This is a genomic window from Paenarthrobacter sp. NPDC090517, from assembly GCF_044769165.1.
GTDB lineage: Bacteria > Actinomycetota > Actinomycetes > Actinomycetales > Micrococcaceae > Arthrobacter.
In genome coordinates, this window is record NZ_JBIVXN010000002.1 from 299336 (window position 1) to 324843 (window position 25508).

Here is a 25508-nt window from a genome sequence, read left to right on the forward strand (position 1 = left end):
ATCCTTTCAGAATTAATACTCGACGGCGGCCCCCACCCTTAGGTGAGGACCGCCGTCGAACGCTTTTTAGCTTGGTTGTACTACTTGGAGGTGCCTGTTACTTGGAGGTGCCCTGCGAAACCGACCCCTGCAGCTGGCGCTGGAAGATCACGTAGACGATGAGCACCGGAATGACAGTGACGCTGACGGCCGCGAACAGCGCGCCGTAGTCCACGGCGTAGCCCATCTGGCCGGCGAACGCCGCGAGTTCCTGGGAGAGGACGCGAGGACCGGCGGCGTTGATGGACACCGGAATGAGGAACTGGTTCCAGAGGCCCAGGAAGTTGAAGATGGCAACCGAGGCGAGGCCCGGCTTGGCCATTGGCAGCATGACCTGGAAGAACGTCCGCCACTCCCCTGCTCCGTCCAGGGCCGCCGCTTCAGTGATTTCATGGGGCAGCGACTTGAAGAAGGAGAACAGGAAGAACACCGTAAACGGAAGCGCGAAGCCCACGTACACCAGGATCAGTCCCGGCAGGGTGTTCAGGAGGCCCATGTTCCTCAGGACAAAGAACAACGGCACCATGGCGAGGAAGATCGGGAAAGTCAGCCCCGCGAGCATCAGGTAGTAGATGGCCCGGCTGCCCCGGAACGTGTAGCGGGCCAGAACGTATGCACACATGGCGCCGAGGACCATGACGATCACCAGTGCCACGGCCACCACCAGCACCGAGTTGAGGAAGGCAGATCCGATGCCCGCCTCGCTCCAGGCCTTGACGTAGTTATCCAGCTTCCATTCACCCGGCAAGGCGAACGGCGAGGCGAAGATCTCGCTGGACGTCTTGAAGGAGGACATGAACGTCCACAGCAAAGGAAGAATGACGATGAGGGTCCATATGGTCAGCGCTGTGTGCGAGACCGCTCCGACCACTTTGTCGCCCGTTGTGGTTGCCGGTGTCCGCGGTTGGAAGTGCAGTGACTTCATTTCGGGAGTTGAGACTTTGGTAGTCATTACAGGCTCACGTCCTTATCGCCGCCGGTGAGCCGGTTGACCAGGAAGACCAATCCGGAGAAGATCAGCGTGGCTACGGCCAGCACAACGCCCATGGCACTGGCGAGGCCGAACTGTCCCTTGCTGAATGCTGTAAAGAACAGCTGCTGCGCCATGACCAGCGTGGAGTTGTCCGGGCCGCCGCCCGAGTTCAGTGCCGCCATGTAAACGAAGGCGTCCAACGCCAGGATGCCCATGTAAATGTAGGCAGTCTGGATGTTGTCGCGAATCAAAGGGATAGTGATGGACACGGCGGTGCGGAAGCGACCGGCGCCATCGATCCTGGCGGCCTCGAAAAGCTCGGCAGGAATGCCCTTGATGCCAGCCACGAACAGGACCATGTAGAAGCCAACAAAGCCCCAGACAATCACGAACATGGTGGCGATCATTGCGGTGTTCCTGTCACCCAGCCAGGCAAAGTCCTTGAACTGGTCAAAGCCGAGTCCGGTAAGGATGCCGTTCAGCAGGCCACCGGAGGGATCGTAGATCTGCCCCCACATGATGCCGATCGCGATTGCCGGAATCGTGTACGGGAAGAACGACACAACCCGGTAGAAGCTGGAGTTCCTCAGGCCCTTAATCTGGCCTTTGCTGCTGCCTCCAACCGTCACCAATGATGCGAGCACCAGGCTCAGGATGATGGTGATGATGGGGAGGAAGATGACCAGGAGGATGTTGTTCCCCATGGCCTTCATGAAAATATCGTCCGTAAAGATCTTGGTGTAGTTCTCAAGGCCGATGAAGTTCTGGTTGGGAGAGAATCCGGACCAGTCCGTCAACGAATAACCGAAGGCTTGCACGAACGGCCAAATCACGAACAACAGGTAGATCGCCAGCGGCAGTCCGAGGAAGACTGCGAAGAAGCTGACCTTGTCCCATGTCAACGGTTTCCGCCGCCGCTTGACCAGCTGCTGTGGAGCCGTTGCCGGAACGACGGCGGCCAGGCCGTCGTCGTTCCGGCTCTGCTGAGTTTTCACTGAGGTCACTTCACTTCGATCTTCTTGACCGAGCTGTCGTTGCGGACCTTGTCGGAGATGTTCTGCAGTGCGGAAGTGAGGGTTGCGACGTCCGACTTGCCGTCCAGGAAGCTGTTCCAGACCACCAGCTGGTCCTTGTTGGTTCCGTAGAGGTCAATGAAGTTCCAGGTGAAGATGTCCTCGCCGGCGTCAGCGAGCAACTTGGTCTGCGAGACCAGTGCCGTGGAACCGAAGCCGTCGGCCGGGACAGTGTCCTTGACGATGGTGGGGGCCAGTTTGGTCTTGGCGAAGTTGGTCGCAGCTTCCTTGGACAGCATGATGCGGAGCAGTTCCTTGCCACCGGCAGCGTTCTTGCCCTGCGAGGGAACAATGAACGGCTCGCCCGCAGCGCTGTGGAGGGACGTGTACGGCAACTTGGGGCTGGCGCTGACCGTGGGCACGGGGGCGCCCATCATGTTGAAGCCTGCCTTGGTCTGGTCCTTCATTTCGTTTTCAATCCAGGAACCTGACGGGTAGAACACGGCCTCCTGGGCGTTGGTCCACTGAGCCTGCGCTGCCGTGAACTGGGTGCCGGACCCACCGGGCTTGAAGAACCCGGCCTTCACGATCTTGTCCAGCGCAGTGAAGACGGACTGGATAGCCGGGTGGGACCACGAGTCAGCGGTGAGGTTCTCCAAGCCGATGCGGACTTCGTCGCCGCCTTCCTTAACCGCGGAAGCGATCGCCATTTCCTGGTAATACGTGGCAGCTTCCTTGCCCCATACGAACAGGTACTTACCCTTGGCCTTTGCCTGCTCGCCCAGGGTGTACATCTCATCCCAGGTCTTGGGCAGTGTCCAGCCGTTTTCCTTGAGCAGGGAGTCCGAGTACCACATGGCGAATACGGTCAGCACGTAGTTCAGGGCAGCAAGCTTGCCGTCGAAAGTGCCTGGAGCCAGTACGCCGGTGTACAGGGTGTCCTTGATGACCTTGCCTTCGAGGTTCTTTGCCTCCACAAGGGGGGTAAGGTCTTCGAGCTGAGCCAGGATGGTGCTGAAGCCGATGGCTTTTGCGCCGGAGTTGTCGATCAGGTCCGGCGGGTTGCCACCGACGAAGCGCGGCTGGAGCTCCTGGGCAATGTCCGTGGACGGGGCAATCTTGGCGGTGGAGCCCTCGTGTGTCTTTTCGAAGATCTTGCCCGCGAACTCGACGTAGTCGATGCCGTAGCCGCCCTTGAAGATCACGGCGTCGAGGGTTGCCTTCTCCGCCATGCCAAAGGGGTTGGTGTCGGAAACGGTGCCGGTGGGACCGGTGGTAGTGCCGCCGCCACCCGCGGCACAGGAAGCAATGGTTCCACCCATGGGCACGAGCACTGCTGCTGCGAGTGCTCCGCGCAGGAATCCACGGCGTCCGACGGACTGGTGCTGAACGTTCATTTCTAAACCCTCCAGTGACTCGTAGTGTCGACTGTTGCGGCGGGAAAGCCGTTCAGTCAGACAGTCTGGGTTGGCGCTCTGGCAGCACCAACCTTCTGTGACATAATTCACCACGAATGATCGAAAATCAATCTTTCTTGGCAGTTTCGATCAACATTTGTCAAAGCGTGATCTTTCTACGGACCCTCTGCCAAGGCTTTTCCGCACTCCGTAATTGCCTGCCGCGCCATGGCCCTCTGCCGCTCAGTTCCCAGTCGTTCCGCCCATTGTTCGGCCAATTGGAACTCCACCAAGGCTTCGGTGAGCCGGTTTTTACCCTGCAGAAACGCACCAAGGCTTGCGTGCAAAGCAATCATCCAACGCTTGGTTCGCTCATCATGGGCCGTGGACGAATATTCAAGGGCGCTACGCATCCACACTTCGGCGTTGGCAGCATCTGCGATGGAGAGCATGTGCAGGGCATCGACAGCCAGGAACTCCTCACCAAGATGGTCCGCCAACTCCGCCGCCTGCTCCAAGAGAGGCACAGCCATGGCGGCCCGCCCACCGGAATGGAGAACCCGACCGCGTTCAAGGAGGATACGCACGCCAACAGTTGGCTCGTCGTCGTCAATTTCGTCCAGGAGGGCATCGGCTTCTTCGAAACGGCCCTGTAAACCAATGGCCCGCCCAAGCTGGGTTGCCAGCTCAGCGCGCTCGTCGGCGTCGTATATTTCCTCTGTCATCGCCGCGCGGAACGCGGCCTCCGAGGCTGCAGGATCGCGAACGTTCCATAGGTGGTCCAGTGTCTTCTGATCCAGCATCAAACCGCTCCTGACCAGCCAGTGGCTGAGGTCTTTAGGTATGCAGTATCAATCTAGCCCCATGTCAGCGCCGTGGGGAGGGGTTTGCGCGCGTGTCAGTTGCCTTGTGGTTTTGCAAGCCTGGCCCAGCCCAGTTGCTCCTGTTGCTTGCGGCTCAGGGTGGCCACCACGAGGTCGTACGAGTCCTCCACCATGTCCCGGATCATGTCATCGGGCAGGGCACCATCCAGGCGGACACCGTTCCAATGGGTCTTGTTCATATGCCAGGCACCGGTGATTTCGGGGTTGGCGGCCCTGAGTTGTTCGGCCAATGCGGGCTCGCATTTGAGGCTCACGGACCAGTTGTCCGGATCCATGGTGGACAAAGCGAACATTTTGGCCTCCTGACGCGAACCACCCGCGACGGCTGAACGCACCTTGAACACGGAGGTCTCCGGACCGAACGGGAAGTCTTCGAATGCACCCGGAAAGCCCAGGCAAATCTCGCGGAGGGTGGAAACATCCATGGGGAGAGCCTACTGGCGCTCCGGGCAGCGGGCTACGTTAACGCCCGCCTACACCACGCGCAGGAAGTCCTCCAGCAGCACAACTTCAAGTCCCGCCGCCAACTGCGCGGCGCGGAAAGCAGCGAGGTCAGCGGCGAACTCAGCCCGAAAGTGCATGAGCACAATGTCACCGGGACGCAGTGAGTTGCCCACCTGGTAGTCCATCTTCCCGGCGTTCGCCTTCGCCTCCCACGTAACGATTGCCTTCATTCCTGCGTCAGCAACGGCTTGGCGCATCACGTTGGAATAGGCACCTCCCGGCGGCCGGAAAAGCGTAGGACGGCGGCCATAGTGCTGGAGCGCGTACTCCTGCATTCCCACCATGTCATTCAGTTGCTGCTGATAACCCCACTGCCTCACCATGTTGATGTTGTGAGTGACCGTGTGGTTCTCGACCAGGCTGCCCTGGGCTTTGAAGGCGTTAAAGAAAGCCGGATTGTCCGAGATTGTGTCCTTGGTCAGGAACAGAGACGACGGATAGTCGTACTCCGCCAGGAGTTTGATCGACTCCGGCGATTTGATGTTGCCATCATCGATGGTCAGGAACACCACCGGGTGCGTGGTCTCGATTTTGGTAATCACCGGAGCCAGTCCGCCAACGATCGGGGGCAGCTGGTAATCCGGGATGAACGTGCGGCGGATGCGTTTGGTGGCTGACGGTGTCGGAGTTGGCGTCGGAGATGGCGTCGGAGAAGCGGACGACGTCGGTACCTCGCCTCCGACGGCCAACGCACCGTTCGGTCCCGGGGCCTCGTGCGAGCCGGCAGCGCCAGTGGGCGTTAACGCCGGCGTCGAGCTTTCAGCGGCAGTGCACGCCGTCAATCCGGCCACCACGGAAACGCCTAAAACACTGAAGACGGCCCGTCTGCTGGGAGCGGAAACAGGCACCGCAGAATGGCCACCGAACATGGTTGTCCCCCAAGACTCAAGAAATGATTCAGCTGCAATCTAGCAGAGGAATCAGCGCGGCCATCACAGGCCGTAGTGCCAGCCTTCGCGTGCCGGGCAGGAGTTGACCACAACATCGAGTCCGGCCTCACGTGCACGCTGCACGGCGTCGTCGTCAAAGACGCCGAGTTGTAGCCATACTGCCTTGGCACCGATCGCAATCGCCTGGTCAATCACTGCGCCCACGCGTTGGGAGTTAACGAAGCAGTCAACAACATCGATCGGGTGCTTGGCCTCGGGGATGTCCGCCAGGGATTTATAGCCCTTTTCGCCGTGCACCTCCTCGCCCTTGAGGTTGATGGGGATGATCTCCATGCCCATCTTGTCCCGGACATACAGCGAGACATCGTAGGCCGAGCGCCACTGGTTGGTGCTGAGGCCAACGATGGCCCAGGTGCCTTTTGTTCGCATCAACCGCTCGACGACGGCCGGGTCGTTGACATGCATCATGAGCCAAGCCTACTCCCGGCCCTCCGCGAGCAGCTTTGCCGAATATTCTGCACGTGAGGCGTGGTTCTCCTTTAGGAGGCTGTCCTTTCCTAGCGACTGTCGGCCTGCTTAAGCCACTGCTTCCACTTGTCCGCCGCCGTCCTTAACTGCTCGTCAGTCCGTTGCTTGCCCGGAACGGGAGGAACGTTTCCGGGCTTGATGCCGCCCGCTCCCGGCAAAGCATGCCCAGGCTTCCCGGCCCCTCGAAGTGACGCATCAGGCTTAGCGGATTGCTGCTTCTCCGCCTTTGTTGGGGCGGGCTTTGTTTGCAGGTTCGGCGTGGCAAGATTCGGCATGGCAAGGTTCGGCGTGGCACTGCCCGGCGTGGCATGGCCCGTCGTGGAGTCGCCCGGCATTGGGGCGCCCTGCCTTGAGTCGCCCTGGGCGCGGCCGGCAGAAGCAGGCTTTTCCCCGCCACTGGCGGGACCGGGGGCCGCGAGCACGTCCTGTCCCTGCGCCGGCGCCTGTGCCTGTGCCTGTGCCTGCGCCTGCGCGGGAGTTTCGTCTGGTGCTGTGCGGCCTGGCACGGGTATGGATGGAGTGGCAGGGACCGACGGAACCGCCGCAGGATCCACAACCGGAGCAGGTTCCGTGCTGACGCGGGGGGCATCGGGAACCGGGAGGACGGGAGACGCGGCCACGGACTGGGGCCGGACGTTGCCCAGAAGTTCATCAATAAAGGAAGGGTTCCGGGTGAAGCCGGAACTCGCTGCGGCAACACCACTGACGCCCAGACCCATCGCTGCCACCACGGCTACGCTCACTACGGCGGTGCGGTGCTTGTGCCTCCAGCGACGTTTGGAGACTTCATCGTGCGGACCAGCCAGCATGGCGGAAAGCTCCGCACCCGGAGTTGGCGCTGGAAGGTTGGCGAAGGAACCCAAGGAGAGGAGCGCCTGACGGACGCCGGACGTGGCGTCGACACCAGTGGCCTCGACACCTGTGCCGTTGGCGGCATCGGCATCGAGCAGCAGCTCGTCCACGGTTGCTTCGCGTTCACTATCCCTGTACGTCATGGCGACACGTATTCCTTTACTGCCGAGTGCTCACGGAGCGTAATAAGTGCCCGCCGCTGCAGCTGTTTCACTGCCCCGTCGGATTTCCCCATGATCTCGGCAACCTGCTCAACGGTCAGGCCTGCCACGATTCGAAGTGTCAAAACCTCCCGCTGGTCGTCACCAAGATAGTCCAGAAGGTTCATCACCTCTTTGGGCGCCAAAAGAACCATGGCTTCCGCCTCCGCGGAACTCACTTCCCGAGTATCCCGCTCCGGGTCAAACTCGTGATATTCAGGGGCCCTGCTTTGCTTCCGATGCTCATCCACCATACGGGCATGGGCCACCGAGAAAATGAAGGTCCGGAGGCCGTGAACTCCGCCGCTGATGTCATCCAGTCGGGGCAAAACTGCCAGGAACACGTCCTGGGTGATTGCTTCCGGGTCTGGCACACCTTTGGCCGTCAGATAGCCGAGAACCTGGCCGGCAAACGTCTGGTAGACGGCGCCGAACAGTTCCGCGTTATTGCCCTTGAGTGCATGTAGCGCTTCATCGGTCAATGCGTCGGTCACAGAAGGAGGCTTTCGATCGGCGGCAGGTCCGTTGCTTGGGCCTGGACGTCCGCCTTGTCACCAACGGACGACCCCACCAAGGGTAACTGCTCTCCGCGCCCTCCCGTAGAAGGACCCGCTATCCCGACAAACTCCCCGGAGACCAAACTTTTCGAGACCTCCCTGGAGATCAAACGCCCCCGGGACAAGGAAGAACCGAGCTGGAACATGATGGGGGACAAATTCCAGCTCGGCCCTTTCAAAGACGTAATCGCCGCGGCACACCAAAGGGTTACGCGGGGTACGAACTTTTTTCAGAAATTTTTTGCAGGCCCATCGAGGTCGGCAGAAATGAGTCTCCGAGCGGGCAGCAACAAGCCCCAGGGCAGGCAGCATCAGGCTTCGGCGGGCAGCACTCGGGCGTCCGCGGAAAAGGCTAGATGAGTTTTCTACGTTCTGGACGGGCGGTGTCCGGGCAGGGGTGGGGCTTTTGATTGATAGCTGTGTCCGGTGGGGGTGCTGATTTCCAGGGTGTGCGTCCCCCCGTGCACGTCGGCATGTACGGTTTTGCTGGCCCAGCCGGGGATTTCCTTGGTGTGGTTGCACGCCTCGCACAGCCCTGCACCGTTGGTGAGGTGTGTTGTCCCTCCGGAACGCCACGGAAGCACATGGTCAATATGCCGGATGGGCGCATCGCAGTACGGCGTGCGGCAGGTATCGTCGCGGGTTGCGATGAAACGACGGAGCCTCGTCGGGAAGAGCCGCGCTTTGGAGTCCATGCTCAACAGCTCGCCACTGGCCGGCGCGGTGTAGAGCCGCCGAAGCCAGACAGAGAACTCTGTACCCGCCGTTCTCGCGTGATCTGGGCCGGCTTGCCCCGAACCGAGAAGTTCCCTTGCCCATTCGGCCGGGACGATTCCGTAGCCCTTTAGCCGGGCCGGTTCGCTGTCGCCTTGGAAGAGGGTGCGGTCGGTCATGACAAGGTCCAGGTTGATCCCCGAAACCCCGCCGGGTGTACCCGTGACGCGTTCAACCAAAGTATCGGCCATGACCTGACCCCGGGTCGGGACAACCCCGCCTGACCCCGCATCACCGCTGGAACGGGCCGAATCAGCCGCGCGGCAGAGAGCTGCGTAAACAGCCACCCCCTGGGCCACCGGCAGCAACGCGGTCAGGTACGTCATCGTGTCCGGCGCCGGACGCAGGCTCACCATCCGCTCAGCGGCCGCACGGCTGGCACGCCCCGCCACCGACCGCGGATCACGCCGATACGCGGCAGCCTTCACCGCCGCAACGATCGCCTTATCCCCTGCACCATCAAAAGTCCCGGTATCGGCGGCGAGCTCCTCATCCACCGCGCACCGGTCCTCAACAGACAAACACGCCGTCTCCTTCACCAGCAGCGTGGCCCGCCACTCATTCAACTGCCCCGACTTCAAAGCCGCCAGCGTCCGCGGCATCTCCAGCACAAGGGCCTTCGCCAAACCCAGCAACCGGGACCCACGATTCGGCGACTCCCGCCTCGCCAACGCCACCTGCGCACCCACACCCTGCCCCCGCTCCGCCGCTGGAACACCCGCCTCGGCCTGCTCGGCACGCTGGGCAAGATCAAAAGCCACAGCAACCCGCGCCTGCAAAGCCGTAATGGCCGACTTCATCTCCTCCAGCACCCGCAACTGCTCGATCAAATCCCCACTCACGGTGTTGGCCGGAACCGCGCCGGGCGGCGCAGGGACCCGGGGCGGCAGGCCGTGAGACGAGGCAGCAACAAGCGCATCCGCCACCACCGCGCCCACTTGCCTCTCCCCAAATCGCTCCATGCCCTAACTCTGACAGCAGGCACCGACATTATTAGCCGCCCGGCAAGCGGCCACGGCAATTTGGGGGTACAGGAGCGAACGGAGATCTATTCCGGTGCGTCCGTTGGGGCTTCGTAGCCTTCGGGGATCGCCGGTACTCCAGCCTCCAACGCGCCGCCATAAACCCGCGCTGAGACCAGCCGTCCGCCGGCGCCCGTGATCTTCACGTGCAGTTCTGATGAAGTAATAGCCGGCAGCTGGTGGATCCGCCGGTTACCCACAGTCATCCCGTCAATAAAATCGACGCCATCAGTGGACACCACATGTCGTGTGATCCGCTGTCCGGACAGTAGGTCCTCCACCAGCTCCAGATGGTTGAACGTAACCGGAACCGGGAAACTCAGGGTCGCTCCGCCGTCGTGATTTTCAACCGACGCTTCCACAGCGCCGGAGAGACGACGATCCAACTCAGCTTTCCACGCCTTGAGCCTCGCGGAATCCTCGTCAGGAATGAGTCCACGGGTATCAGGAGGGAGGTTCAGGAGGAGGTTCGCGCCCATTCCCACCGATTGGTAATAGATGGCGAGCAGGTGCTCCACGGATTTCGGTTGGTCGTCCGGATGCCAGAACCAGCCGCGACGGATGGACACATCGCACTCCGGGGGCAAGTAGTGTTCGGCATGCAACCCGGAGCTGGAGTCCGTGTATTGGGTGTCGGAGGTGCGGTCCACAACGTAATCCACGGGATCAGACGCCAGTCCGTTCTCATTACCTACCCAGCGAATGGTGGGCTGGCCCATGTTGAAGATCATGGCGTCGGGCTGGTGTTCCTTAACAACAGCGATGATCCGGTCCCAGTCATATTCACGACCCACCGAGCCTGCGCCGTCGAACCACAATTCCATGAGCGGACCGTAGCCCGCGCAGAGTTCCGTGAGTTGCCGGACGTAAAAGTCGTCGTAAGCGGCGGGATCGCCATAACAATCAGCGTTCCGGTCCCACGGGGACAGGTAGAGTCCCAGCCCGATCCCCTGCTCAGCACAGGCGTCCGCGACCTCGCGGACAACGTCCCCTTCCCCGCCCCGCCACGGCGCGGATTTAACTGAATAGTCAGTGGTTGCCGTCGGCCAAAGACAGAATCCGTCGTGGTGCTTGGCGGTCAGGATCAGGTACCTCGCGCCCGCCTCTTTCGCCGTGCGGACCCAGCTGCCGGCGTCGAGTTCTGTCGGGTTGAACCCCGACGCCGGAATGCTGCCGTCGCTCCACTCCTTGCCGGCAAAGGTGTTGATGCCAAAGTGGACAAAGATGCCGAACTCCAGCTGCTGCCACCGGAGCTGGGCCGGAGTGGGCTCAATCTGATTCACTGGGCGGGCTCCTGTCCGTGAATCAACCACTGTGCCGTGCGGATGATGGCGTCGTCGCCCGGCCCAGTTCGCAAGCCCGCGATGTCCGAGCGTGTCACAGCCGCCCCCTCAAAGAGGCTCACGATCGCGGCTGCCACACCGTGAAGTTCCGGCTCCGGTAACTCCGGCCTCCCGCGCCGCACAACGCCGGCAACATGAGCTGAGTACTGCGTATAGAAGCTCCTCAGCGCACTTGCCGCCTGCTGATCTGCGGAGGCCAACGCCCAGATCTCCACGTGCATCTTCACGTCCTCAAGGGCCGAATGTTCATGCAGCAGCGCCGTCAAGAGCCGACGCGAATCATCCCGGGTCAGGCTTTCGACCTGGCTTGCACCAAGGTCCAGCCCGGACTCCTCCGCAAGCCGCTGCAACGAGCGCTCCAGGCTTCGCTCAAGGACGGCCCGGATCAGGTCTGCCCGCGTAGGAAAGTAGTGCTGCAAGTGCCCGATCCGGACACCCGCGGCGGCGGCGAAATCGCGCATTGCCGCGTTGGCGTTGCCCTTGGTGACCAAGACTTCTTCTGCAGCGTCAAGGAGCGCCGCCTTTCGCAGGGCGCCCTTGCTTTCGGTCATGACCTCAATATTGTCACACCGTGTGATTCAAGTTCCGCGAGCCGGGATGCCGGATCCGGTGCGGATTCGGGGAAGGAAACTCCGACCCTCGCGCCTTCTGCGAGGACTGTGCGCAGCCCCAGCAGCCCACCCAGCGCGGTGAGATGTGCCTGGCCTTGCGGATCGGAAATAACCGCAGTTCGCGTTCCGGCCGGACCTTTCACATCAATGCGAATATGTGCTGTTCCACCTGAGCCGGGTGAATACAGTAACGAGCGACGCAGCGGCGCCCACCGTTCCCCGCTACCCCAGCGGAACAGTCCCACCGCACGCGCGGCGAGCAACGCCGTCGTGGACGCATTGGAACTAAACCCAATCCGGGTTGCTACCGATCCCGCTCCGATAGCCAAAGGCAAAGTGAACTGTTCCGGGGTGTCGAGCCGCGCCACCTTGGTACGGCGGCCGGCGATGTCCACCCAGCGCGTGTCAGTCAGGGGGCGCACGACGACGGCCTGACCGCCTTTGCGTACTTCGAAGTCCAGTCCCAGCCGGTCCATGAAGTCCACTGAATCGACACCGGCCTGGTCATTGATGTCGTAACGGATGGCGACGTCGATCGTGTCCCCGCCGCCCGCGTCCTCGGCCAATGCTGCTGCGACGATGTTGGTGACCCCGCCCATCCAGCCCGAGCTAAGCAGTACAGGAGCAGTTGGCCGTAGGAGGGTGGCCTGCGTGACTGCCCGGGTGACGCGGCTGGTCCAACGGGTGACGTCAACATACGGAATTCCGGCTCCGACGGCAGCACGGAGCACCCTGTCATCCGGATCGTTGACAGCGCTGATGACTGCCCTGACCTTGGCGGCAAACGGCTCCGCCTGGTTGAGGTCCCACTTCTGCACTGAAACGTTTTGTTGCTGGCCGGGAATCTTGCCGCTGATCAAATGGCTGCCGCGATCAGGGTTCCTCCCCGTCAGCAGCAAGGGCCAATCTGGTGCCGCGAGGCGCGTTAGTGCCGTTCCGACGGTGCCGTAGCCGCCGACGATCAGCACGGGACCGGTGGTATCGAGTTCGAGGAAGTCGTTCATAAGTTTGATTCTAGGTCATATGACCTAGAAAAATCGCACATGCAACTGCGCCAGAAAGAGTGCTTCCGCTAATATCGCGTTCCTGAGTTCGCCGAGGTGCACCGATTCGTTGGCACCGTGGGCACGGGAATCGGGGTCTTCCGCCCCGGTGATGAGGATGGAACAGTCCGGCTGCTGTTCCGCGAGCGCCGCGGCAAACGGTATGGACCCACCGACCCCCATCTTGACGGCGCGGGCCCCCCAGGCTGTCTCCAAGGACCAGAGGGCTGACTGAATCATGGGATCATCGGGAGCCACCGTGAAGGGCTTGCTCCGCGTTCCCGGAGAGAACGTCACCTCCGCCCCGAAGGGGGTGTGCTGCGCCGCGTGCCGCCTGACTGCTTCCATCGCTTGGTTGGGGTCGCTCCCCGGGGGCAGCCGAAGGCTGAACTTCACGGAGGCTTCCGGTAGCAGAACATTCCCCGCCGTGGCTATGGGTTGGGCGTCCAAACCCACGAAGGAGAGCGCGAGTTTAGTCCATAGCCGGGAAGTGAGTGACCCGTTGCCCGCCAGCTCCACCCCTGCGAGAACGCCTGCGTCATGCCTGAACACGTCCTGATCCATATCCAGCCCGTTTCCGGAAGTTGAAACCAAACCCTCTACCGCAACAGCCCCGTCGTCATCGTGGAAGCTGGCCATGAGCTTCGCCAACACGGTCAACGCATCCAGCACCGGGCCGCCATAGGTTCCGGAATGCAGGGCACGATCAAGGACTCGAACCCGGATGATGCCGTCCACCAAGCCCCGCAGGCTCGTTGTGAGCGCAGGCGTTCCGACCCCCCAGCTCCCGGAATCCGCCACGATGGCTGCCTGTGCACGAAGCTCACTCCCTTGGTCCTCGAATATCCCGGCAAGGGTTGGCGATCCCGCTTCTTCCTCTCCCTCAATGAAAATGCAGAGGCCGAGACCGTGCCCCGACCCGAGTACCGCGTCCATCGCTTTGACGGCGGCGAGGTGCATGATGATTCCGGCCTTGTTATCGGCTACGCCACGCCCGAACAGTCGATCACCGCGCTCAACCGGCACAAAGGGCGGCGTCCACCAGGCTTCGTTTGGACCGGCAGGTTGCACATCATGGTGGGCATAGAGCAAGACCGTAGGAAATCCAGGTGCTGCAGGCCGTTGAGCCAATACGGCGGGCGCACCGGGCACGCCTCCATCCCCGAAGCCACGGACGATACGTGCATCAGGAAAACCAGCTTCGAGGAAGAGTTCGCGAACATGGGCGGCGCTCAGCTCCAACGGCTCCCGGTCAAAGCCTGGCCATGCCACTCCCGGTATCTTGACCAAATCCATGAGCGCCTCAATGCATGAGGCCATATTCCAGTCCACCGCTGCGGCGATTGCATCGACAGCGGGTCGCGGCAATTTCTGCTGGAGGGTCACGACTGATTCACCTTTCGCCTTTCGGGGTACGAAAAAAGGAGAGTTCGATGAACGGTTTGTAAGTTTACTTATTTTCCTCGCTGTGAGGAATGGAGGACACCATGGACCATAATGAAGCGCCACTACTGGACGCCTTGGCCGAGTATCACCGGCTCAACCGATATGGCTTCACCCCGCCAGGCCATCGTCAGGGACGGGGCGCCGATTCCCGGACCTTGGAGGTTATGGGCTCCGACCCCTTTCGCTCCGATGTACTTTCCACTGCAGGTTTGGACGATCGCAAGTCCTCCGGTGGATACCTCAGCAAGGCCGAGGAGCTCATGGCCGATGCCGTGGGGGCTGACAAGGCATTCTTTTCAACCTGCGGCAGTTCCCTCTCAGTCAAGGCGTCCATCCTGGCCGTGACCAAAGGCAACGGCGACCTGCTGATTGGGCGCGACGCACACAAGTCCGTAGTGGCCGGAATCATCCTGTCCGGGCTGCAGCCGCGCTGGATACGCCCACAGTGGGACCGCGAGCTGCACATCGCCCATCCTCCGTCCCCTGAAGAGGTGGAGAAGATGTGGCAGCGCTATCCGGATGCCGCTGCAGCGCTCATCACGAGCCCCACCCCTTACGGTACGTGTGCCGACATTCAGAAGATCGCCGAAATCTGCCACTCTCGCGGAAAGCCGCTCATCATTGATGAGGCCTGGGGCGCGCATTTGCCGTTCCATGATCGACTCCCGACCTGGGCGATGGACGCCGGCGCCGACATCTGCGTGGTCAGTGTCCACAAGATGGGTATGGGGTTCGAACAGGGGTCCATCTACCACCTCCAGGGAGACCTGGTGGATCCGATTCGACTCAGCCAGTGCGCAGACTTGCTCTCCACCACCAGCGCCAACGTAATGATTTATGCGGCAATTGATGGGTGGCGTAGGCACATGTTGCAGGAAGGACGGGGCCTGCTGGAAAAGGCATTGACCCTTGCAGATAGCGTGCGGGCCGACATCGATGGCATGGATGGGCTCCACGTCCTGGGGCCGGAGCTGATCCGGGCCGAGGCGTCGCACGATTTTGATCCCCTGCACATCCTGATAGATGTGGCACGGCTAGGCATCAGCGGGTACCAGGCCGCGGACTGGCTGCGAACCAACTGCCGAATCGACGTCGGTCTCAATGACCATCGACGCATCGAGGCAACACTGTCCCAGTCCGACGACGAAGAAACCAGCCAGCGCTTGTTGACGGGTCTGCGGCAACTCATCGATGCCGCTCCACAGATGCCTGAGCCATCAAAGGTCCAAATACCGGAGCCGGAAGATTTGGAAATGGACACCGTAGTGCTCCCCCGGGATGCCTTTTTTGGTCCCGTGGAAAACGTGCCGGCCGAAGAAGCGGCTGGCCGCATTGCTGCAGAACAGATCACACCGTACCCTCCAGGCGTTCCAGCAATCCTGCCCGGTGAAAAAATCAACGCGGCTGTGGTTGATTACCTGCGCACGGGTTCTGCAGCAGGGATGGTTCTTCCGGATCCGGCAGACCCATCAGTCAAAACCATCAGGGTGGTGGCGCATCAGCGGGACAAGTAACCACCATATCCGCGCGCCGTCAGGACGTCGGCCCTGTGGCTGACAAGAAAGCGGGAGTAGGCTGCTGGTATCTGCCGGAGCAATACCCTGAGTACGCAAAGGAGAGACATGACACTGCCTCCAACCCACGAGCCCGAGCCGTTTCCCCCGGATCCCGGACCTGTCCCACCGCCGCCGGATCCCACCACACCCTTCCCGCCGAGCCCTATTCCGGACCCGAATCCCACCCCGGGTCCATCTCCGGTTCCTGATCCCGGACCGGTTCCGCCGCATCCGGATCCGACTCACTAGCCGGTCATTTCAACCCGGCACGTCGCCACGCCAGCAAAATAGTCAGTAGGCTTATGTTTGATCACGTCGGCTTGACCCGATGCGAACGAACAGGAGCCATCATGACGTCGTCCAAACAAACAGCGCCCGTAACCGTCCGCAGGCAATACAAACCCGATCTCTGGAAAGACTCATTGGGCCGGACGGCCATCCGGGCAAGCCAGATACTGCTGGTCCTTACCCTGACAGTGGTGGCAATCTTCGGGCTGCTGCAAATTCGACTACTGGTCATTCCGGTACTCATCGCGCTGATCCTTGCCGCCGCCATCGGCCCCTTCGTGAATATGCTGCGACGTCGCGGATGGCGCGGCGGCTTGGCCACCGGCGTCGCATTCCTGGGGCTATTAATAGTGCTCGGCGGAGTTATCACTGTCATCGTGCTGTCAGTGCGCAGCCAATGGGACGAACTGATAAGCCAGGCAGCGCAAGGGCTGGACGAACTCGAGAACTTCCTGCTGACCGGCCCCTTCCCCATTGACCGGGAGCAGATGAACCAGGCCCGCGAAGCGGTGGTGGAGTTTGCCCAGAGCAGCCAAGTACGGTCCGGCGCAGTGACAGGGTTGTCGGTGGTCACCGAGTTCCTGGCCGGCGCCAGCCTGGTGGTTGTCATCCTGTTCTTCTTCCTCAAGGACGGCGCCAAAATCTGGGAATTCTTCCTGCGGCCCTTCAAGGGAACGCGCGAAGCCAAGCTTCGCCGCGTCGGCAAGCGGACCATGGAGGTCCTGGGTGGCTACGTCCGGGGAACGGCCATTGTGGCGCTGGTGGACACGGTGGCCATCGGCGCTGCCCTGCTCATCCTGCAGGTTCCGCTCGCCATCCCCCTGGCCATCATCGTGTTCATCGGCGCGTTCATCCCCCTGGTAGGTGCCACAGTGGCCGGAATTTTGGCCGCCCTGGTGGCACTCGTGGCCAACGGCCCCTTAGTGGCACTGATCGTGATCATCGTGGTGATCGCAGTCAACCAGCTCGAAGGCGACCTCCTCCAACCGATCGTCATGGGCAAATCCCTGGAGCTCCACGCGCTGGTCATCCTGATGGCCTTGACAGCAGGCACCATCCTCGCGGGCATCATCGGCGCCGTGTTGGCGGTCCCCATTGCGGCCGTCACGTGGGCCATCATTCAAGTCTGGACGGCGGAAGACCCGGACCTTGAACCCATGAATCCTGATCTCCCGCCCGCCAACAGCCAACCGACGTAGGAGCGCTGCCCTATCCCAGTGCTTTCTTGATGAGCTCGACGATCCTGGACTCTACCTCAGGCGTGATTTCCGTGAGGGCGAAGGACGTGGGCCACATGGCTCCGTCGTCCAGCTTCGCGTTCTCTTCAAAGCCCAGGGTGGCGTACCGTGCCTTGAACTTATGTGAGCTCTGGAAGAAGACAATGTTCTTCCCGTCCCTGGCGTATGCCGGCATGCCGTACCAGGTTTTGGGCGTGAGCTCCGGGGCGTGCTCCTTGACGATTGCGTGGAGGCGCTCGGCCATAAGCTTGTCCGATTCAGGCATCTCAGCGATCTTGGCCATAACGTCAGCCTCGCCGTCGGCTTTGGACGCCTTCTTGCGTGGCGCCTTCTTGAGTTCCTGTGCGCGCTCCTTCATTGCGGCGCGCTCTTCTTCAGTGAAGCCGTCGTAGGACTTCGCTTTGTCAGTTGTTCCGGTCTCAGCCATGGCAGGCCCCTCTTCTCTGCTGGATTTCATGCGGATACCCCAACGATAGGGCTCGGCAGCCCGGGCAGCTTCTCCGAAACTGCTCGATCTGACTGACGAGCATGGGACTAGTATCGACAACCCCGCGATGAAGGTAGCTGAATCCAGAGGTGAAACGGCACTAGGTCATGCCTCGCAAGCGAAAAACCTGTACATACAACCTTCGCCACACACATGATTACTGTTCATCGTCGGTTCGGCTTGCATATACCCATCCGCTAAATCCTTGGGAGGACCACAACCACCAATTAGCCGGGCACCCGCACGGCATGGGCTTACGGAGCATCAATGCCTGATCAAGACACTGCCAATCATAGAAACCCCTCTAGTGCGACTCGCCTCGCAGGAATGTCTGCCCTAATGGCTGTTGCTTTGCTGTCACTGGCCCCGCCGGCAGTGGCATCGCCGCACGACATGCCTGAGGCTCCGACATTCAGCGTCGACGGTGGACGCCACGAAGAATCAGTGTCGGTCCGGTTGAACGCAGCCCCGGGAGAGACCATCCGTTACACGACGGACGGAACCATCCCTACGAAGGCCAGCCCTACTTTTGCCGGCAAGCCGATCCAGATCACCGAGGACATGAATCTCACGGCCCGGGCCTTCAAGGGAGATCAGCCCGGAGCTGTCTCCAGCGAGGGCTACCTCATCAGGAAGGGCGAACAACCCATAGCCCGATTCATGATCATGTCCGATGTACACGTTGGCGACTACGAGGGCGATCGAAAGCGTTGGGCATCCTATTTCGACACCATAAAGAACGTGCTTGGCACCCCCGATGCCATCCTTTCCAACGGCGACATGATCAACGACAATTGGAACGGCCGCGGCCAGGACCACAAAATAGTGCAGAGAATCTTCGCCGAGAATCTCGAGCGGAAGGGCATGGGTGACACCCAGGTCTTTATGTCGTACGGAAACCATGACGCAACGCTGGCCGAGCTCCGCGCCGGGTACCCGAAAGAATGGTTCCCGGACTCCGGTGGCGGTTACTACCGCGCCGAAGTCAACGGAGTTCCCATGATCACCGTCAACACGGAGAACTACTCCACCCAACAGGGCGCATGGCTGCGGGAGCAACTGACTGGCATCACTGCCGACCCGGCATACCGGGACCTACCGGTCATCATCCAGGGTCACCGACCCACTCCGGGAACCGTTATGGACGGTCAGCAGACCAGCAATCCACGACTAGCCCAGGACCTTTCAGCTTTTCCTCACGCGATCTACTTCTCCGGCCACTCGCACCTCAACTTGAACGACCCCCGGTCCATCCACCAAAAGACATTTACTGCAGTAAATGACTCCAGCTCGTCGTACATTGAGATCGACCACGGCTATCAAATGCTCACGGCTGAGGGTCAACTGGCCAACCGTTTCGAAACCCCCACAGCACAGGCCGTTGCCGTCGAGGTCTACCCCGGCCGCACAGTCATCAACCGCATCAATTTCAATGCCGATCTCCATGACATTTACACCGACGGCAACTGGTCCGCTAACTGGCAGCCGCCGTACCTGTCCGATGGCACGCTCGCTGGTGAGGCGTGGGAAGTAAGCACTCGCGGGGACAGCAACAAGATTGTTGAGACGTTCACCTACACGGACGCGAACCGCAACACATCCGGCCCAACGTGGCCCAACGGTCAACCGCTGGCGGCCGTGCCCGGAGAGGATGGAAATCTAACGTTGCGCATCAACCAGGCGGCTGACGACGAGATGGTGCACCACTACAAGATTCGTGTGACGCGCGAAGGAAGCAACGACCCGATCCTGGACACCAAGCTCGCTAATCGCTTTGATGTGGTCCCTGCACCATCCGTGCTGGACGTACCTCTGCCTGTCAAACGGGATGGTTCGAGTTTCCGAGCGGAAGTCATAGCGGTCGACGCCCAGGGCAATAATTCCCAGGCGACCGTCAGGGTCATTGCGTAGCCCAACCTGGCCGCACCGGTTCCCCAGCCGAGAGGGCCTGAGCACGGCATTTCAACGTGCTCAGGCCCTCAAGGGTCATCACGCTACGACAAGCCTTCGCACCACACGCCCCTCGGTAAGCGCATCGAGGCCTTCGTTGATCTCTGCCAAGGGTTTGGTGTCGGTGGGCAGCAACTCCAGCGGAAGCCTTCCATCACGCCAGAGTTGCAGGTAAACGGGAATGTCCCGGGCAGGCGCGGGAAGACGGTGCAAAAGTCTTGAGGTTTTCTTGAGGAATTGTTGACCGAACACAGGATTTGTTCTTGATCCGGGCCCGGCACAGTAGTTCTTGTCAGCCAGAGAGGCTGGAAAATGAACGGCCGGCCGGACCCGCGGTGGCCTCCCGAAAGGACCATACTCAGATGGCCATCAGCCTCAAGACCACCTCCGGCAAAATCCTCGCCTCGGTCGCACTGGTCGGCACCGCAGCCGCAGTGGCCGGCATGGGCACCTACGGCGCGTTCACCTCCTCCACCTCCGCCTCCCAGGCAGTCACCGCCGGGACCGTCACCATCGCCCTCGGCGCCCCCGGCCCGGCCAATACCCTCAACGTCCCCGTCGCAGGCCTGCTCCCGGGCGACAAGGTCGAAAAACTCGTCACCTTGGCCAACACCGGCAACTCGGACCTGAACAACGTCACCCTCACCACCTCCGCCGGGACCACCGCATCCCTGCTCACCACCGACGCCACCAACGGCCTGCAACTGACCATCGAAAACTGCTCCGTCGCCTGGACCGGCGCCGCAGCCCCCTACAGCTGCACGGGCACCAAAACCACCGTGGTCGCGTCCTCACCGGTGATCGCCGCGAACAAAGTCCTGAACAACCTCACCTCCCTGACCTCGGCCAAAACCGACAACCTCAAAGTCACCACCGCGTTCCCCGCCACCGCGAACAACGACTTCCAAGGCGCCACCTCCACCATCGCCTTCGCCTTCACCGGCACCCAACGCACCGAAACCACCAACTAAACACAGCAACACAACAGCCCCGCCGGGCCTGATCGGTTTCCTTCCCCCAGCCCGATCAGGCCCGGCGTAAACTCCAATGGCCCCGACACGCTTGAGCAGATGGCGTATCGGGGCCATTGGCCTCTTAAAAGGCGGTTTAGGGCAACAGCGGTTTAGGAGAAACGCCCCGGACGGAAAGTGGCCAGCATCGGGTGCTTTTCACCGCTGAGGATCTCGCCCGACAGCAGTTCGCCGGCGATAAGGCCAAGCGTGGCACCGGAGTGCGTGAAGGCTACGAAGCAGCCCGGCACCTGGCCGAGTTCACCGAAGACCGGTTCGCCGTCGCCGGGGATGGGCTTGTAACCGATCTTCCAGGATGCCGGTTTGAGTTCTGGATTGCCCGCGATGAGCTTGGAGGATTCGTCGGCAAGCTCCTGGACAACGTCATCCGGGATGGTGAAGGAACCGTCGGCATGCTCGGTGATGTCTTCCTCGTACCAGTCGTGATCCAGGGCGAAAGTATTGCCGGGGTTGGGACGAACAGCAGCCCGGGGCGTATTCATCACCGCCGTGACCTGATGCTCCACCGGCTTGGTGACCACAAGCATGGAAACCGGCGAACCGTTGGGAATTTCCACACCCAAAGGCTTCACGACGGCGGGCGTCGCAGCACCGCACGCAACCAACACGGCATCAGCGGGGTAGGTTTCACCTGCTGCAGTTTCGACGCCGGTAGCCCGGCCGCCGTCGACCATTACCGAGGCCTTTCCGGCGTTAAGGACCAGCTTGCCACCCAAGGCGTGGAATTCCTCCATCAGGAAGTTCACCAGGTCCGGCAGGCTGACCCAGCCTTCGCCCGGGTTGAAGATGGCCTTCCCGGGGACGGCGCTGGCATCGATGCCAGGGGTCACCGAGGCAATTTCTTCAGGGGACAGCAACTTGGAGTCGTAGCCAATCGACTTCTCGTAAGCGTGACGGGCTTCGGTAACCTCGCTCTGCCCGGCAGCGTTCCACATGAGGCCGCCCCCGAACTGCAGCCATTCACGGCTGGGGTCCGCGGCGAAGAGCGTACGGTACCGGTCAACGCCGGCCACCCGCAGCAGGTGGTACGGCGTGGAGCGTTCCCCCGCCGAGTTGAGCCAGGACAACGAACGGCCGGTGGCTTCACTTGCCAGGCCCTGCTCGGTCAGCAAAGTGACGGAAGCGCCTTGGCGGAGCAGGTGGACGGCGGTGGAGACGCCCAGGATGCCGCCTCCGATGACGGCGACGTGCTTGGTGGAGGACATGGTTCTCCCTTTCTTTGAGGTAAATACTGCAAAACGCGCCTAGGCGAACGCGTGGATGGTTTCGATGATCCTGAGGGTTTCCAGCGCTTCCGCCGGCTGCACGGGAAGTGGCCCGTGACCACGGAGAGAGGCTGCGAGTTCCCTGTAAAACTGTGGATAGTCGCCCTTCTCGGCCGGGACTGGCGTGGTTGCTCCGTCCACTCCCAGAAGCCCCCAAGACTCCTGGGGTTCTGTGCCGTAGGTGGCGTCCGACGGCGTGATGCCGGCTGCCAGGGCAGGTTCCTGGCTGTCCAGTCCCCATTTGGTGTAGCCGGCTTTGGAGCCAAGGACGTGGAAGCGCGGGCCCACTTGCGCGGTCATTCCGTTCATCCACAGCCGCGTCCGGACACCGGATTCGTGGCGTAGCGACACGAACGCTTCGGTGTCGGCGGCATCCAGGTGGGGGCCATGGTTAGCGGTCTCGCCGTAGCTCTCCTCCACGGGGCCGAACAGCTGGATGGCTTGGTCGATCAGGTGCGCGCCGAGGTCATGGAGGATCCCGCCGCCCTCGGCCAGCATGGCCGAATCGCGCCAATTGCCAAAGCCCTCCGGCCGCCACCATTCAAAGCGCGACTCGAACGTTCGAACCTCGCCCAAGGCGCCGTCCTGCAGCAGCTTCCGCAGCGTCAGGAAGTCGGCGTCCCACCGGCGGTTCTGGAAGACCGTGAGCTGCACACCGGCGTCGGACGCGCGCCCTATCAGCTCCTCACCGTGGGCGACCGTAGTGACGAAGGGCTTGTCCACCACAACGTTGAGTCCATGGGCAATGGCTGTGGCACCGAGCTCAAGATGCGTGAGCGGCGGCGTTCCAAGGACCACCAGGTCCAAGTCTCCAGCGAGGGCGAACATGTCCTCCGGGGTGGGGACGATCCTTGCCTGCGGGTAGAGCCCCCGGGCCTCGGCTATGCGCTGCGGATCTGCCGTGACAATGACGTCAAGCGAGTAGTCCGGGTCCGCTTCAATCAGCGGCGCGTGGAACACCTTGCCGGAGACGCCAAACCCGACGACGGCGGTACGGATGGGTGCCGCTATTGGCCGGCGCGTCACAGTCCCGCCCATTACAACACTTCCGAGAGGAAGCGCTGAAGACGTTCGCTGCGTGGATTGTCGAAGAGCTCGGTGGGGGTTCCGATTTCCACTACTTCGCCTTCATCCATGAAAACCACTTGGTCGGCCACTTTGCGGGCGAAGCCCATCTCGTGGGTGACAACCAGCATGGTCATGCCGCGGCGGCCGAGACCTGCCATGAGGTTGAGGACACCTTTGACCAGCTCGGGGTCGAGCGCGCTGGTGGCTTCGTCGAAGAGCATGACCTCAGGCTCCATGGCCAGTGCCCGGGCGATAGCGACCCGTTGCTGCTGCCCTCCGGAGAGGTCACGTGGCCGGTGGTCAGCGCGTTCCGCGAGGCCAACTTCTGCAAGGCGTCGCCGGGCGCGTTCGCGGGCCTCCGACTTTGACATTCCCTTGACGCTCCACAGGGCCAATGCCACGTTTTCCAGGGCGGTGTGGTCCGGGAAGAGGTTGAAATGCTGGAATACCATTCCGATACGTGCACGGAGGATGTCCGGCTTGACCTTGAGGGCACTTTCGCCAGCCAGCAGCACGTCGCCGCTCTTGGGCTCGTGCAGGCGGTTTACCCCGCGCAAGAGCGTCGACTTTCCGGAACCGGAAGGGCCAATGATGCAGGTGGTGGTTCCCGGTGCCACATTGAGGCTGACGTTGCGGAGAACCTCAACGTCTCCGTAGGCCATGGTCAGGTTTTGCAGTTCCAGGCTGGAGCCGTGGAACTTTTCAATGTCGCTGGTTGGCTGGTTAGTGCTGGTGGCACTGCTGCTGCTTGTGAGGTTCACGTGTTGCTCCCGGTGATGAGCGGCGAGGCCGCATCGAGTTCCTTGACTTCCTTCAGCCCACTGGTGGGTGCCGTGGGACGACGCCGGCCGGTGCGGAACTTGTTGTCGAAGTAGTTGACCAAATGGGTCAGGGGCACCGTGATGATCAGGTAGAAGATGCCTGCCATGACCAGCGGCGAAAGATTGCCGGACAGTACTGCTGCGTCCTGGCCTACCCGGAACAGTTCACGCTCGCTGACCAGGAGTCCAAGGAAGTAGACCAGCGACGAGTCTTTGACGATTGCGATGAACTGGTTCACCAAGGCCGGCAGGACCCTGCGAATGCCTTGCGGCACAACCACGAGGGCCATGGACTTGGAGTAGCTCATTCCCAAAGCCCGGCAGGCCTCCCCCTGGCCCTTATCAACGCTCTGGATGCCGGCCCGGAAGATCTCACCGATGTAGGCACTGGCGATGAGGCTCAGGGCGATGATTCCCAGCGGGTAAGGAGAGGGTCCGAAGACCGACTGGCTCAACCGCGCAAATCCCTGGCCGATCAGCAGGATGGTAAGGATAGCGGGCAGGCCGCGGAAGAGGTCTGTGTAGATCCTTGCCGGGATACGCAGCCACTTGGAGCGCGAGATGCCCATGACCGCCACCACCATGCCCATCACTACGCCGAGGATGGTTGCTGCGATGGAGATGATCAGGGTGTTGAGAAGACCAACTCCGAGGAGTTGGGGCAGTACTTCGACCATGGCGTCAAAGTCGAAGAACGTGCGGCTGATGGTATTGAGCCAATCCATTGAGTGCTCTCAGACGTTAGGTGTTTTGGGGCTTACTTGCTGGCGGTCGGAGCCGGGCTGGAGGTTTGCTCGGCCTTCGGAAGGTACTGCTCCGGCATCGGCGAGCCCGGGAACCACTTCTCATAGAGCTTCTTCCAGGTGCCGTCTTCCATAGCTTCGGCGAGGCCCTTGTTCAAGGCTTCCTTGAAGGCGGGCTTGTCCTTGGCGATGGCGAAGCCGGCGGGGGCGTCGAAGGACGGAATGTCCGCGGCACTCACCAGTCCAAACTGCTCCTGGTATTCCTTGGCTGCCTCGTAGTCCAGGAAGTGGGCGTCCACGGAACCGCTGTTGACCGCGGAGATGGCGGTGTTGTTGTCCGGGAAGCGGACCAGCTGCGCCGAGGTGAAGTTCTTTACTGCGTATGCTTCCTGCAGGGTGCCTTGGACCACGCCCAGACGCTTGCCGTTGAGGCCATCGGCGTCGTTGATGCCTGAGGTCTTGGTGGTGATGACCGTCAGGTATCCGGCGAGGTAGCCGTCGGAGAAGTCCACGGTTTCCTTGCGCTTGTCCGTGATGCCGATAGCTGCAACGCCGACGTCGAACTGTCCGTTGGCTACGGCTGCCAGGAGTCCGGAGAAGTCCTGTCCGGTGAAGACAACTTTGTCTACGCCGGCGCGGTGGGCCACGTCCTTGAACAGTTCCACGTCGAAGCCGGTGAAGTTACCGGAGCTGTCCGTGAAGGTGTATGGCTTGGAGTCTCCGAGGCTGGCTACACGGATGGTGCCGGGCTCGATCAGCCCGTAGGGGTTGTCCGCGGAAGGTGAGGAGCTGGCGGTGGATCCGCCGCAACCCGAGAGGGCGAGGATGGCCGCCAAGGCTGCTGCTGCGAGCGCTGCCGGGCGGAAATTCAGTTTGATCACAGCGTTGTCCAATCGTGGGAGGGAAAGCGGTGCTGTCAGGAGCCGCTGAAGTTATTGCTCGATGCGGGGTCTTGTTGAGTCCGGTCTCAGCCCCTAGGATTGAG

25 protein-coding genes are annotated in these 25508 nt (G+C 61.6%); 4 read left to right on the top strand and 21 right to left on the bottom strand.

The window, feature by feature from the left end:
- Positions 1 to 97: 97 nt before the first annotated feature.
- From ACIQTW_RS10180 to ACIQTW_RS10245, 14 genes are all read right to left on the bottom strand, one after another.
- Positions 98 to 991 carry a carbohydrate ABC transporter permease gene (locus ACIQTW_RS10180; RefSeq protein ID WP_017198391.1) on the bottom strand — a complete coding sequence of 298 codons (894 nt, stop codon included), beginning with the start codon at positions 989 to 991 and terminating at the stop codon, positions 98 to 100.
- The gene (locus tag ACIQTW_RS10185; protein WP_402936691.1) at positions 991 to 2007 is read right to left on the bottom strand and encodes a carbohydrate ABC transporter permease; all 1017 of its coding nucleotides are present in this window, start codon (positions 2005 to 2007) and stop codon (positions 991 to 993) included. The genes ACIQTW_RS10180 and ACIQTW_RS10185 overlap by 1 nt, the downstream gene beginning before the upstream one ends.
- A gap of 5 nt (positions 2008 to 2012) precedes the next feature.
- Complete coding sequence (gene ngcE / locus ACIQTW_RS10190) at positions 2013 to 3422, bottom strand: N-acetylglucosamine/diacetylchitobiose ABC transporter substrate-binding protein (protein ID WP_402936692.1); 1410 nt, start codon at positions 3420 to 3422, stop codon at positions 2013 to 2015.
- A 176-nt stretch (positions 3423 to 3598) separates the two neighbouring features.
- Complete coding sequence (locus ACIQTW_RS10195) at positions 3599 to 4225, bottom strand: hypothetical protein (RefSeq protein ID WP_402936693.1); 627 nt, start codon at positions 4223 to 4225, stop codon at positions 3599 to 3601.
- A gap of 95 nt (positions 4226 to 4320) precedes the next feature.
- Positions 4321 to 4731, bottom strand: a complete 411-nt coding sequence (locus ACIQTW_RS10200) for an MmcQ/YjbR family DNA-binding protein (RefSeq protein WP_402936694.1) — start codon at positions 4729 to 4731, stop codon at positions 4321 to 4323.
- A 48-nt stretch (positions 4732 to 4779) separates the two neighbouring features.
- Positions 4780 to 5604, bottom strand: a complete 825-nt coding sequence (locus ACIQTW_RS10205; RefSeq protein WP_402936695.1) for a polysaccharide deacetylase family protein — start codon at positions 5602 to 5604, stop codon at positions 4780 to 4782.
- A 138-nt stretch (positions 5605 to 5742) separates the two neighbouring features.
- Positions 5743 to 6168, bottom strand: coding sequence for a CoA-binding protein (locus tag ACIQTW_RS10210; RefSeq protein WP_402936696.1), 426 nt, complete (start codon positions 6166 to 6168; stop codon positions 5743 to 5745).
- 89 nt (positions 6169 to 6257) lie between these two features.
- Positions 6258 to 7223 (bottom strand): hypothetical protein, encoded by a 966-nt coding sequence (locus tag ACIQTW_RS10215; protein ID WP_402936697.1) that lies wholly within the window; start codon positions 7221 to 7223, stop codon positions 6258 to 6260.
- Entirely contained in the window at positions 7220 to 7774 is a 555-nt protein-coding gene (locus tag ACIQTW_RS10220; RefSeq protein ID WP_402936698.1) for an RNA polymerase sigma factor, read from the bottom strand. The genes ACIQTW_RS10215 and ACIQTW_RS10220 overlap by 4 nt, the downstream gene beginning before the upstream one ends.
- Before the next feature lie 428 nt (positions 7775 to 8202).
- Positions 8203 to 9573: an HNH endonuclease gene (locus ACIQTW_RS10225; RefSeq protein WP_402936699.1), complete on the bottom strand. Its 1371-nt coding sequence runs from the start codon at positions 9571 to 9573 to the stop codon at positions 8203 to 8205.
- 86 nt (positions 9574 to 9659) lie between these two features.
- A complete protein-coding gene (locus tag ACIQTW_RS10230; protein ID WP_402936700.1) occupies positions 9660 to 10916 on the bottom strand; it encodes an alpha-L-fucosidase in 1257 nt (418 codons plus the stop codon).
- A complete protein-coding gene (locus ACIQTW_RS10235; RefSeq protein ID WP_402936701.1) occupies positions 10913 to 11527 on the bottom strand; it encodes a TetR/AcrR family transcriptional regulator in 615 nt (204 codons plus the stop codon). Before ACIQTW_RS10235 ends, ACIQTW_RS10230 begins: the two co-directional genes overlap by 4 nt.
- Entirely contained in the window at positions 11524 to 12591 is a 1068-nt protein-coding gene (locus tag ACIQTW_RS10240) for a saccharopine dehydrogenase (RefSeq protein WP_402936702.1), read from the bottom strand. The genes ACIQTW_RS10235 and ACIQTW_RS10240 overlap by 4 nt, the downstream gene beginning before the upstream one ends.
- A gap of 24 nt (positions 12592 to 12615) precedes the next feature.
- A complete protein-coding gene (locus ACIQTW_RS10245; RefSeq protein WP_402936703.1) occupies positions 12616 to 14016 on the bottom strand; it encodes a M20/M25/M40 family metallo-hydrolase in 1401 nt (466 codons plus the stop codon).
- A gap of 101 nt (positions 14017 to 14117) precedes the next feature.
- Between ACIQTW_RS10245 and ACIQTW_RS10250 the strand changes: the two genes are divergently transcribed.
- Positions 14118 to 15590, top strand: a complete 1473-nt coding sequence (locus tag ACIQTW_RS10250; RefSeq protein ID WP_402936704.1) for an aminotransferase class I/II-fold pyridoxal phosphate-dependent enzyme — start codon at positions 14118 to 14120, stop codon at positions 15588 to 15590.
- Positions 15591 to 15982: 392 nt separating this feature from the next.
- Positions 15983 to 17119, top strand: a complete 1137-nt coding sequence (locus ACIQTW_RS10255; protein ID WP_402936705.1) for an AI-2E family transporter — start codon at positions 15983 to 15985, stop codon at positions 17117 to 17119.
- Positions 17120 to 17129: 10 nt separating this feature from the next.
- On the opposite strand, the gene ACIQTW_RS10260 is transcribed toward ACIQTW_RS10255, so the two are convergent.
- Entirely contained in the window at positions 17130 to 17585 is a 456-nt protein-coding gene (locus ACIQTW_RS10260) for an iron chaperone (RefSeq protein WP_402936969.1), read from the bottom strand.
- Positions 17586 to 17984: 399 nt separating this feature from the next.
- Between ACIQTW_RS10260 and ACIQTW_RS10265 the strand changes: the two genes are divergently transcribed.
- On the top strand, positions 17985 to 19556 hold the full coding sequence (locus ACIQTW_RS10265; protein WP_402936706.1) for a metallophosphoesterase: 1572 nt from the start codon (positions 17985 to 17987) through the stop codon (positions 19554 to 19556).
- A gap of 78 nt (positions 19557 to 19634) precedes the next feature.
- Here the strand turns inward: ACIQTW_RS10265 and ACIQTW_RS10270 are convergent, their stop codons facing one another.
- Positions 19635 to 19847, bottom strand: coding sequence for a hypothetical protein (locus ACIQTW_RS10270; RefSeq protein ID WP_402936707.1), 213 nt, complete (start codon positions 19845 to 19847; stop codon positions 19635 to 19637).
- Between the two features lie 110 nt (positions 19848 to 19957).
- Between ACIQTW_RS10270 and ACIQTW_RS10275 the strand changes: the two genes are divergently transcribed.
- Positions 19958 to 20566, top strand: coding sequence for a TasA family protein (locus tag ACIQTW_RS10275; RefSeq protein ID WP_402936708.1), 609 nt, complete (start codon positions 19958 to 19960; stop codon positions 20564 to 20566).
- Between the two features lie 152 nt (positions 20567 to 20718).
- Here ACIQTW_RS10275 and ACIQTW_RS10280 read toward each other — a convergent pair whose 3' ends face one another.
- Genes ACIQTW_RS10280 through ACIQTW_RS10300 form a run of 5 tightly spaced genes read right to left on the bottom strand, consistent with a single transcriptional unit; the run spans position 20719 to position 25404 of the window.
- Positions 20719 to 21831, bottom strand: a complete 1113-nt coding sequence (locus ACIQTW_RS10280) for an NAD(P)/FAD-dependent oxidoreductase (RefSeq protein WP_402936709.1) — start codon at positions 21829 to 21831, stop codon at positions 20719 to 20721.
- A gap of 39 nt (positions 21832 to 21870) precedes the next feature.
- Complete coding sequence (locus ACIQTW_RS10285; RefSeq protein ID WP_402936710.1) at positions 21871 to 22929, bottom strand: Gfo/Idh/MocA family oxidoreductase; 1059 nt, start codon at positions 22927 to 22929, stop codon at positions 21871 to 21873.
- Positions 22929 to 23720 (bottom strand): amino acid ABC transporter ATP-binding protein, encoded by a 792-nt coding sequence (locus ACIQTW_RS10290; protein ID WP_402936711.1) that lies wholly within the window; start codon positions 23718 to 23720, stop codon positions 22929 to 22931. Before ACIQTW_RS10290 ends, ACIQTW_RS10285 begins: the two co-directional genes overlap by 1 nt.
- On the bottom strand, positions 23717 to 24505 hold the full coding sequence (locus tag ACIQTW_RS10295) for an amino acid ABC transporter permease (protein ID WP_011773348.1): 789 nt from the start codon (positions 24503 to 24505) through the stop codon (positions 23717 to 23719). The genes ACIQTW_RS10290 and ACIQTW_RS10295 overlap by 4 nt, the downstream gene beginning before the upstream one ends.
- A gap of 32 nt (positions 24506 to 24537) precedes the next feature.
- On the bottom strand, positions 24538 to 25404 hold the full coding sequence (locus ACIQTW_RS10300) for an ABC transporter substrate-binding protein (protein ID WP_091465104.1): 867 nt from the start codon (positions 25402 to 25404) through the stop codon (positions 24538 to 24540).
- Positions 25405 to 25508: the final 104 nt, after the last annotated feature.

Bases quoted from the DNA above. Each gene is read 5' to 3' on its own strand.
- ACIQTW_RS10250 (WP_402936704.1), top strand. From the start codon at position 14,118: ATGGACCATAATGAAGCGCCACTACTGGACGCCTTGGCCGAGTATCAC.
- ACIQTW_RS10240 (WP_402936702.1), bottom strand. From the start codon at position 12,591: ATGAACGACTTCCTCGAACTCGATACCACCGGTCCCGTGCTGATCGTC.
- ACIQTW_RS10285 (WP_402936710.1), bottom strand. From the start codon at position 22,929: ATGGGCGGGACTGTGACGCGCCGGCCAATAGCGGCACCCATCCGTACC.
- ACIQTW_RS10275 (WP_402936708.1), top strand. From the start codon at position 19,958: ATGGCCATCAGCCTCAAGACCACCTCCGGCAAAATCCTCGCCTCGGTC.
- ACIQTW_RS10260 (WP_402936969.1), bottom strand. From the start codon at position 17,585: ATGGCTGAGACCGGAACAACTGACAAAGCGAAGTCCTACGACGGCTTC.
- ACIQTW_RS10295 (WP_011773348.1), bottom strand. From the start codon at position 24,505: ATGGATTGGCTCAATACCATCAGCCGCACGTTCTTCGACTTTGACGCC.
- ACIQTW_RS10225 (WP_402936699.1), bottom strand. From the start codon at position 9,573: ATGGAGCGATTTGGGGAGAGGCAAGTGGGCGCGGTGGTGGCGGATGCG.
- ACIQTW_RS10280 (WP_402936709.1), bottom strand. From the start codon at position 21,831: ATGTCCTCCACCAAGCACGTCGCCGTCATCGGAGGCGGCATCCTGGGC.
- ACIQTW_RS10235 (WP_402936701.1), bottom strand. From the start codon at position 11,527: ATGACCGAAAGCAAGGGCGCCCTGCGAAAGGCGGCGCTCCTTGACGCT.
- ngcE (WP_402936692.1), bottom strand. From the start codon at position 3,422: ATGAACGTTCAGCACCAGTCCGTCGGACGCCGTGGATTCCTGCGCGGA.
- ACIQTW_RS10200 (WP_402936694.1), bottom strand. From the start codon at position 4,731: ATGGATGTTTCCACCCTCCGCGAGATTTGCCTGGGCTTTCCGGGTGCA.
- ACIQTW_RS10180 (WP_017198391.1), bottom strand. From the start codon at position 991: ATGACTACCAAAGTCTCAACTCCCGAAATGAAGTCACTGCACTTCCAA.
- ACIQTW_RS10255 (WP_402936705.1), top strand. From the start codon at position 15,983: ATGACGTCGTCCAAACAAACAGCGCCCGTAACCGTCCGCAGGCAATAC.
- ACIQTW_RS10210 (WP_402936696.1), bottom strand. From the start codon at position 6,168: ATGATGCATGTCAACGACCCGGCCGTCGTCGAGCGGTTGATGCGAACA.
- ACIQTW_RS10195 (WP_402936693.1), bottom strand. From the start codon at position 4,225: ATGCTGGATCAGAAGACACTGGACCACCTATGGAACGTTCGCGATCCT.
- ACIQTW_RS10215 (WP_402936697.1), bottom strand. From the start codon at position 7,223: ATGACGTACAGGGATAGTGAACGCGAAGCAACCGTGGACGAGCTGCTG.
- ACIQTW_RS10265 (WP_402936706.1), top strand. From the start codon at position 17,985: ATGGCTGTTGCTTTGCTGTCACTGGCCCCGCCGGCAGTGGCATCGCCG.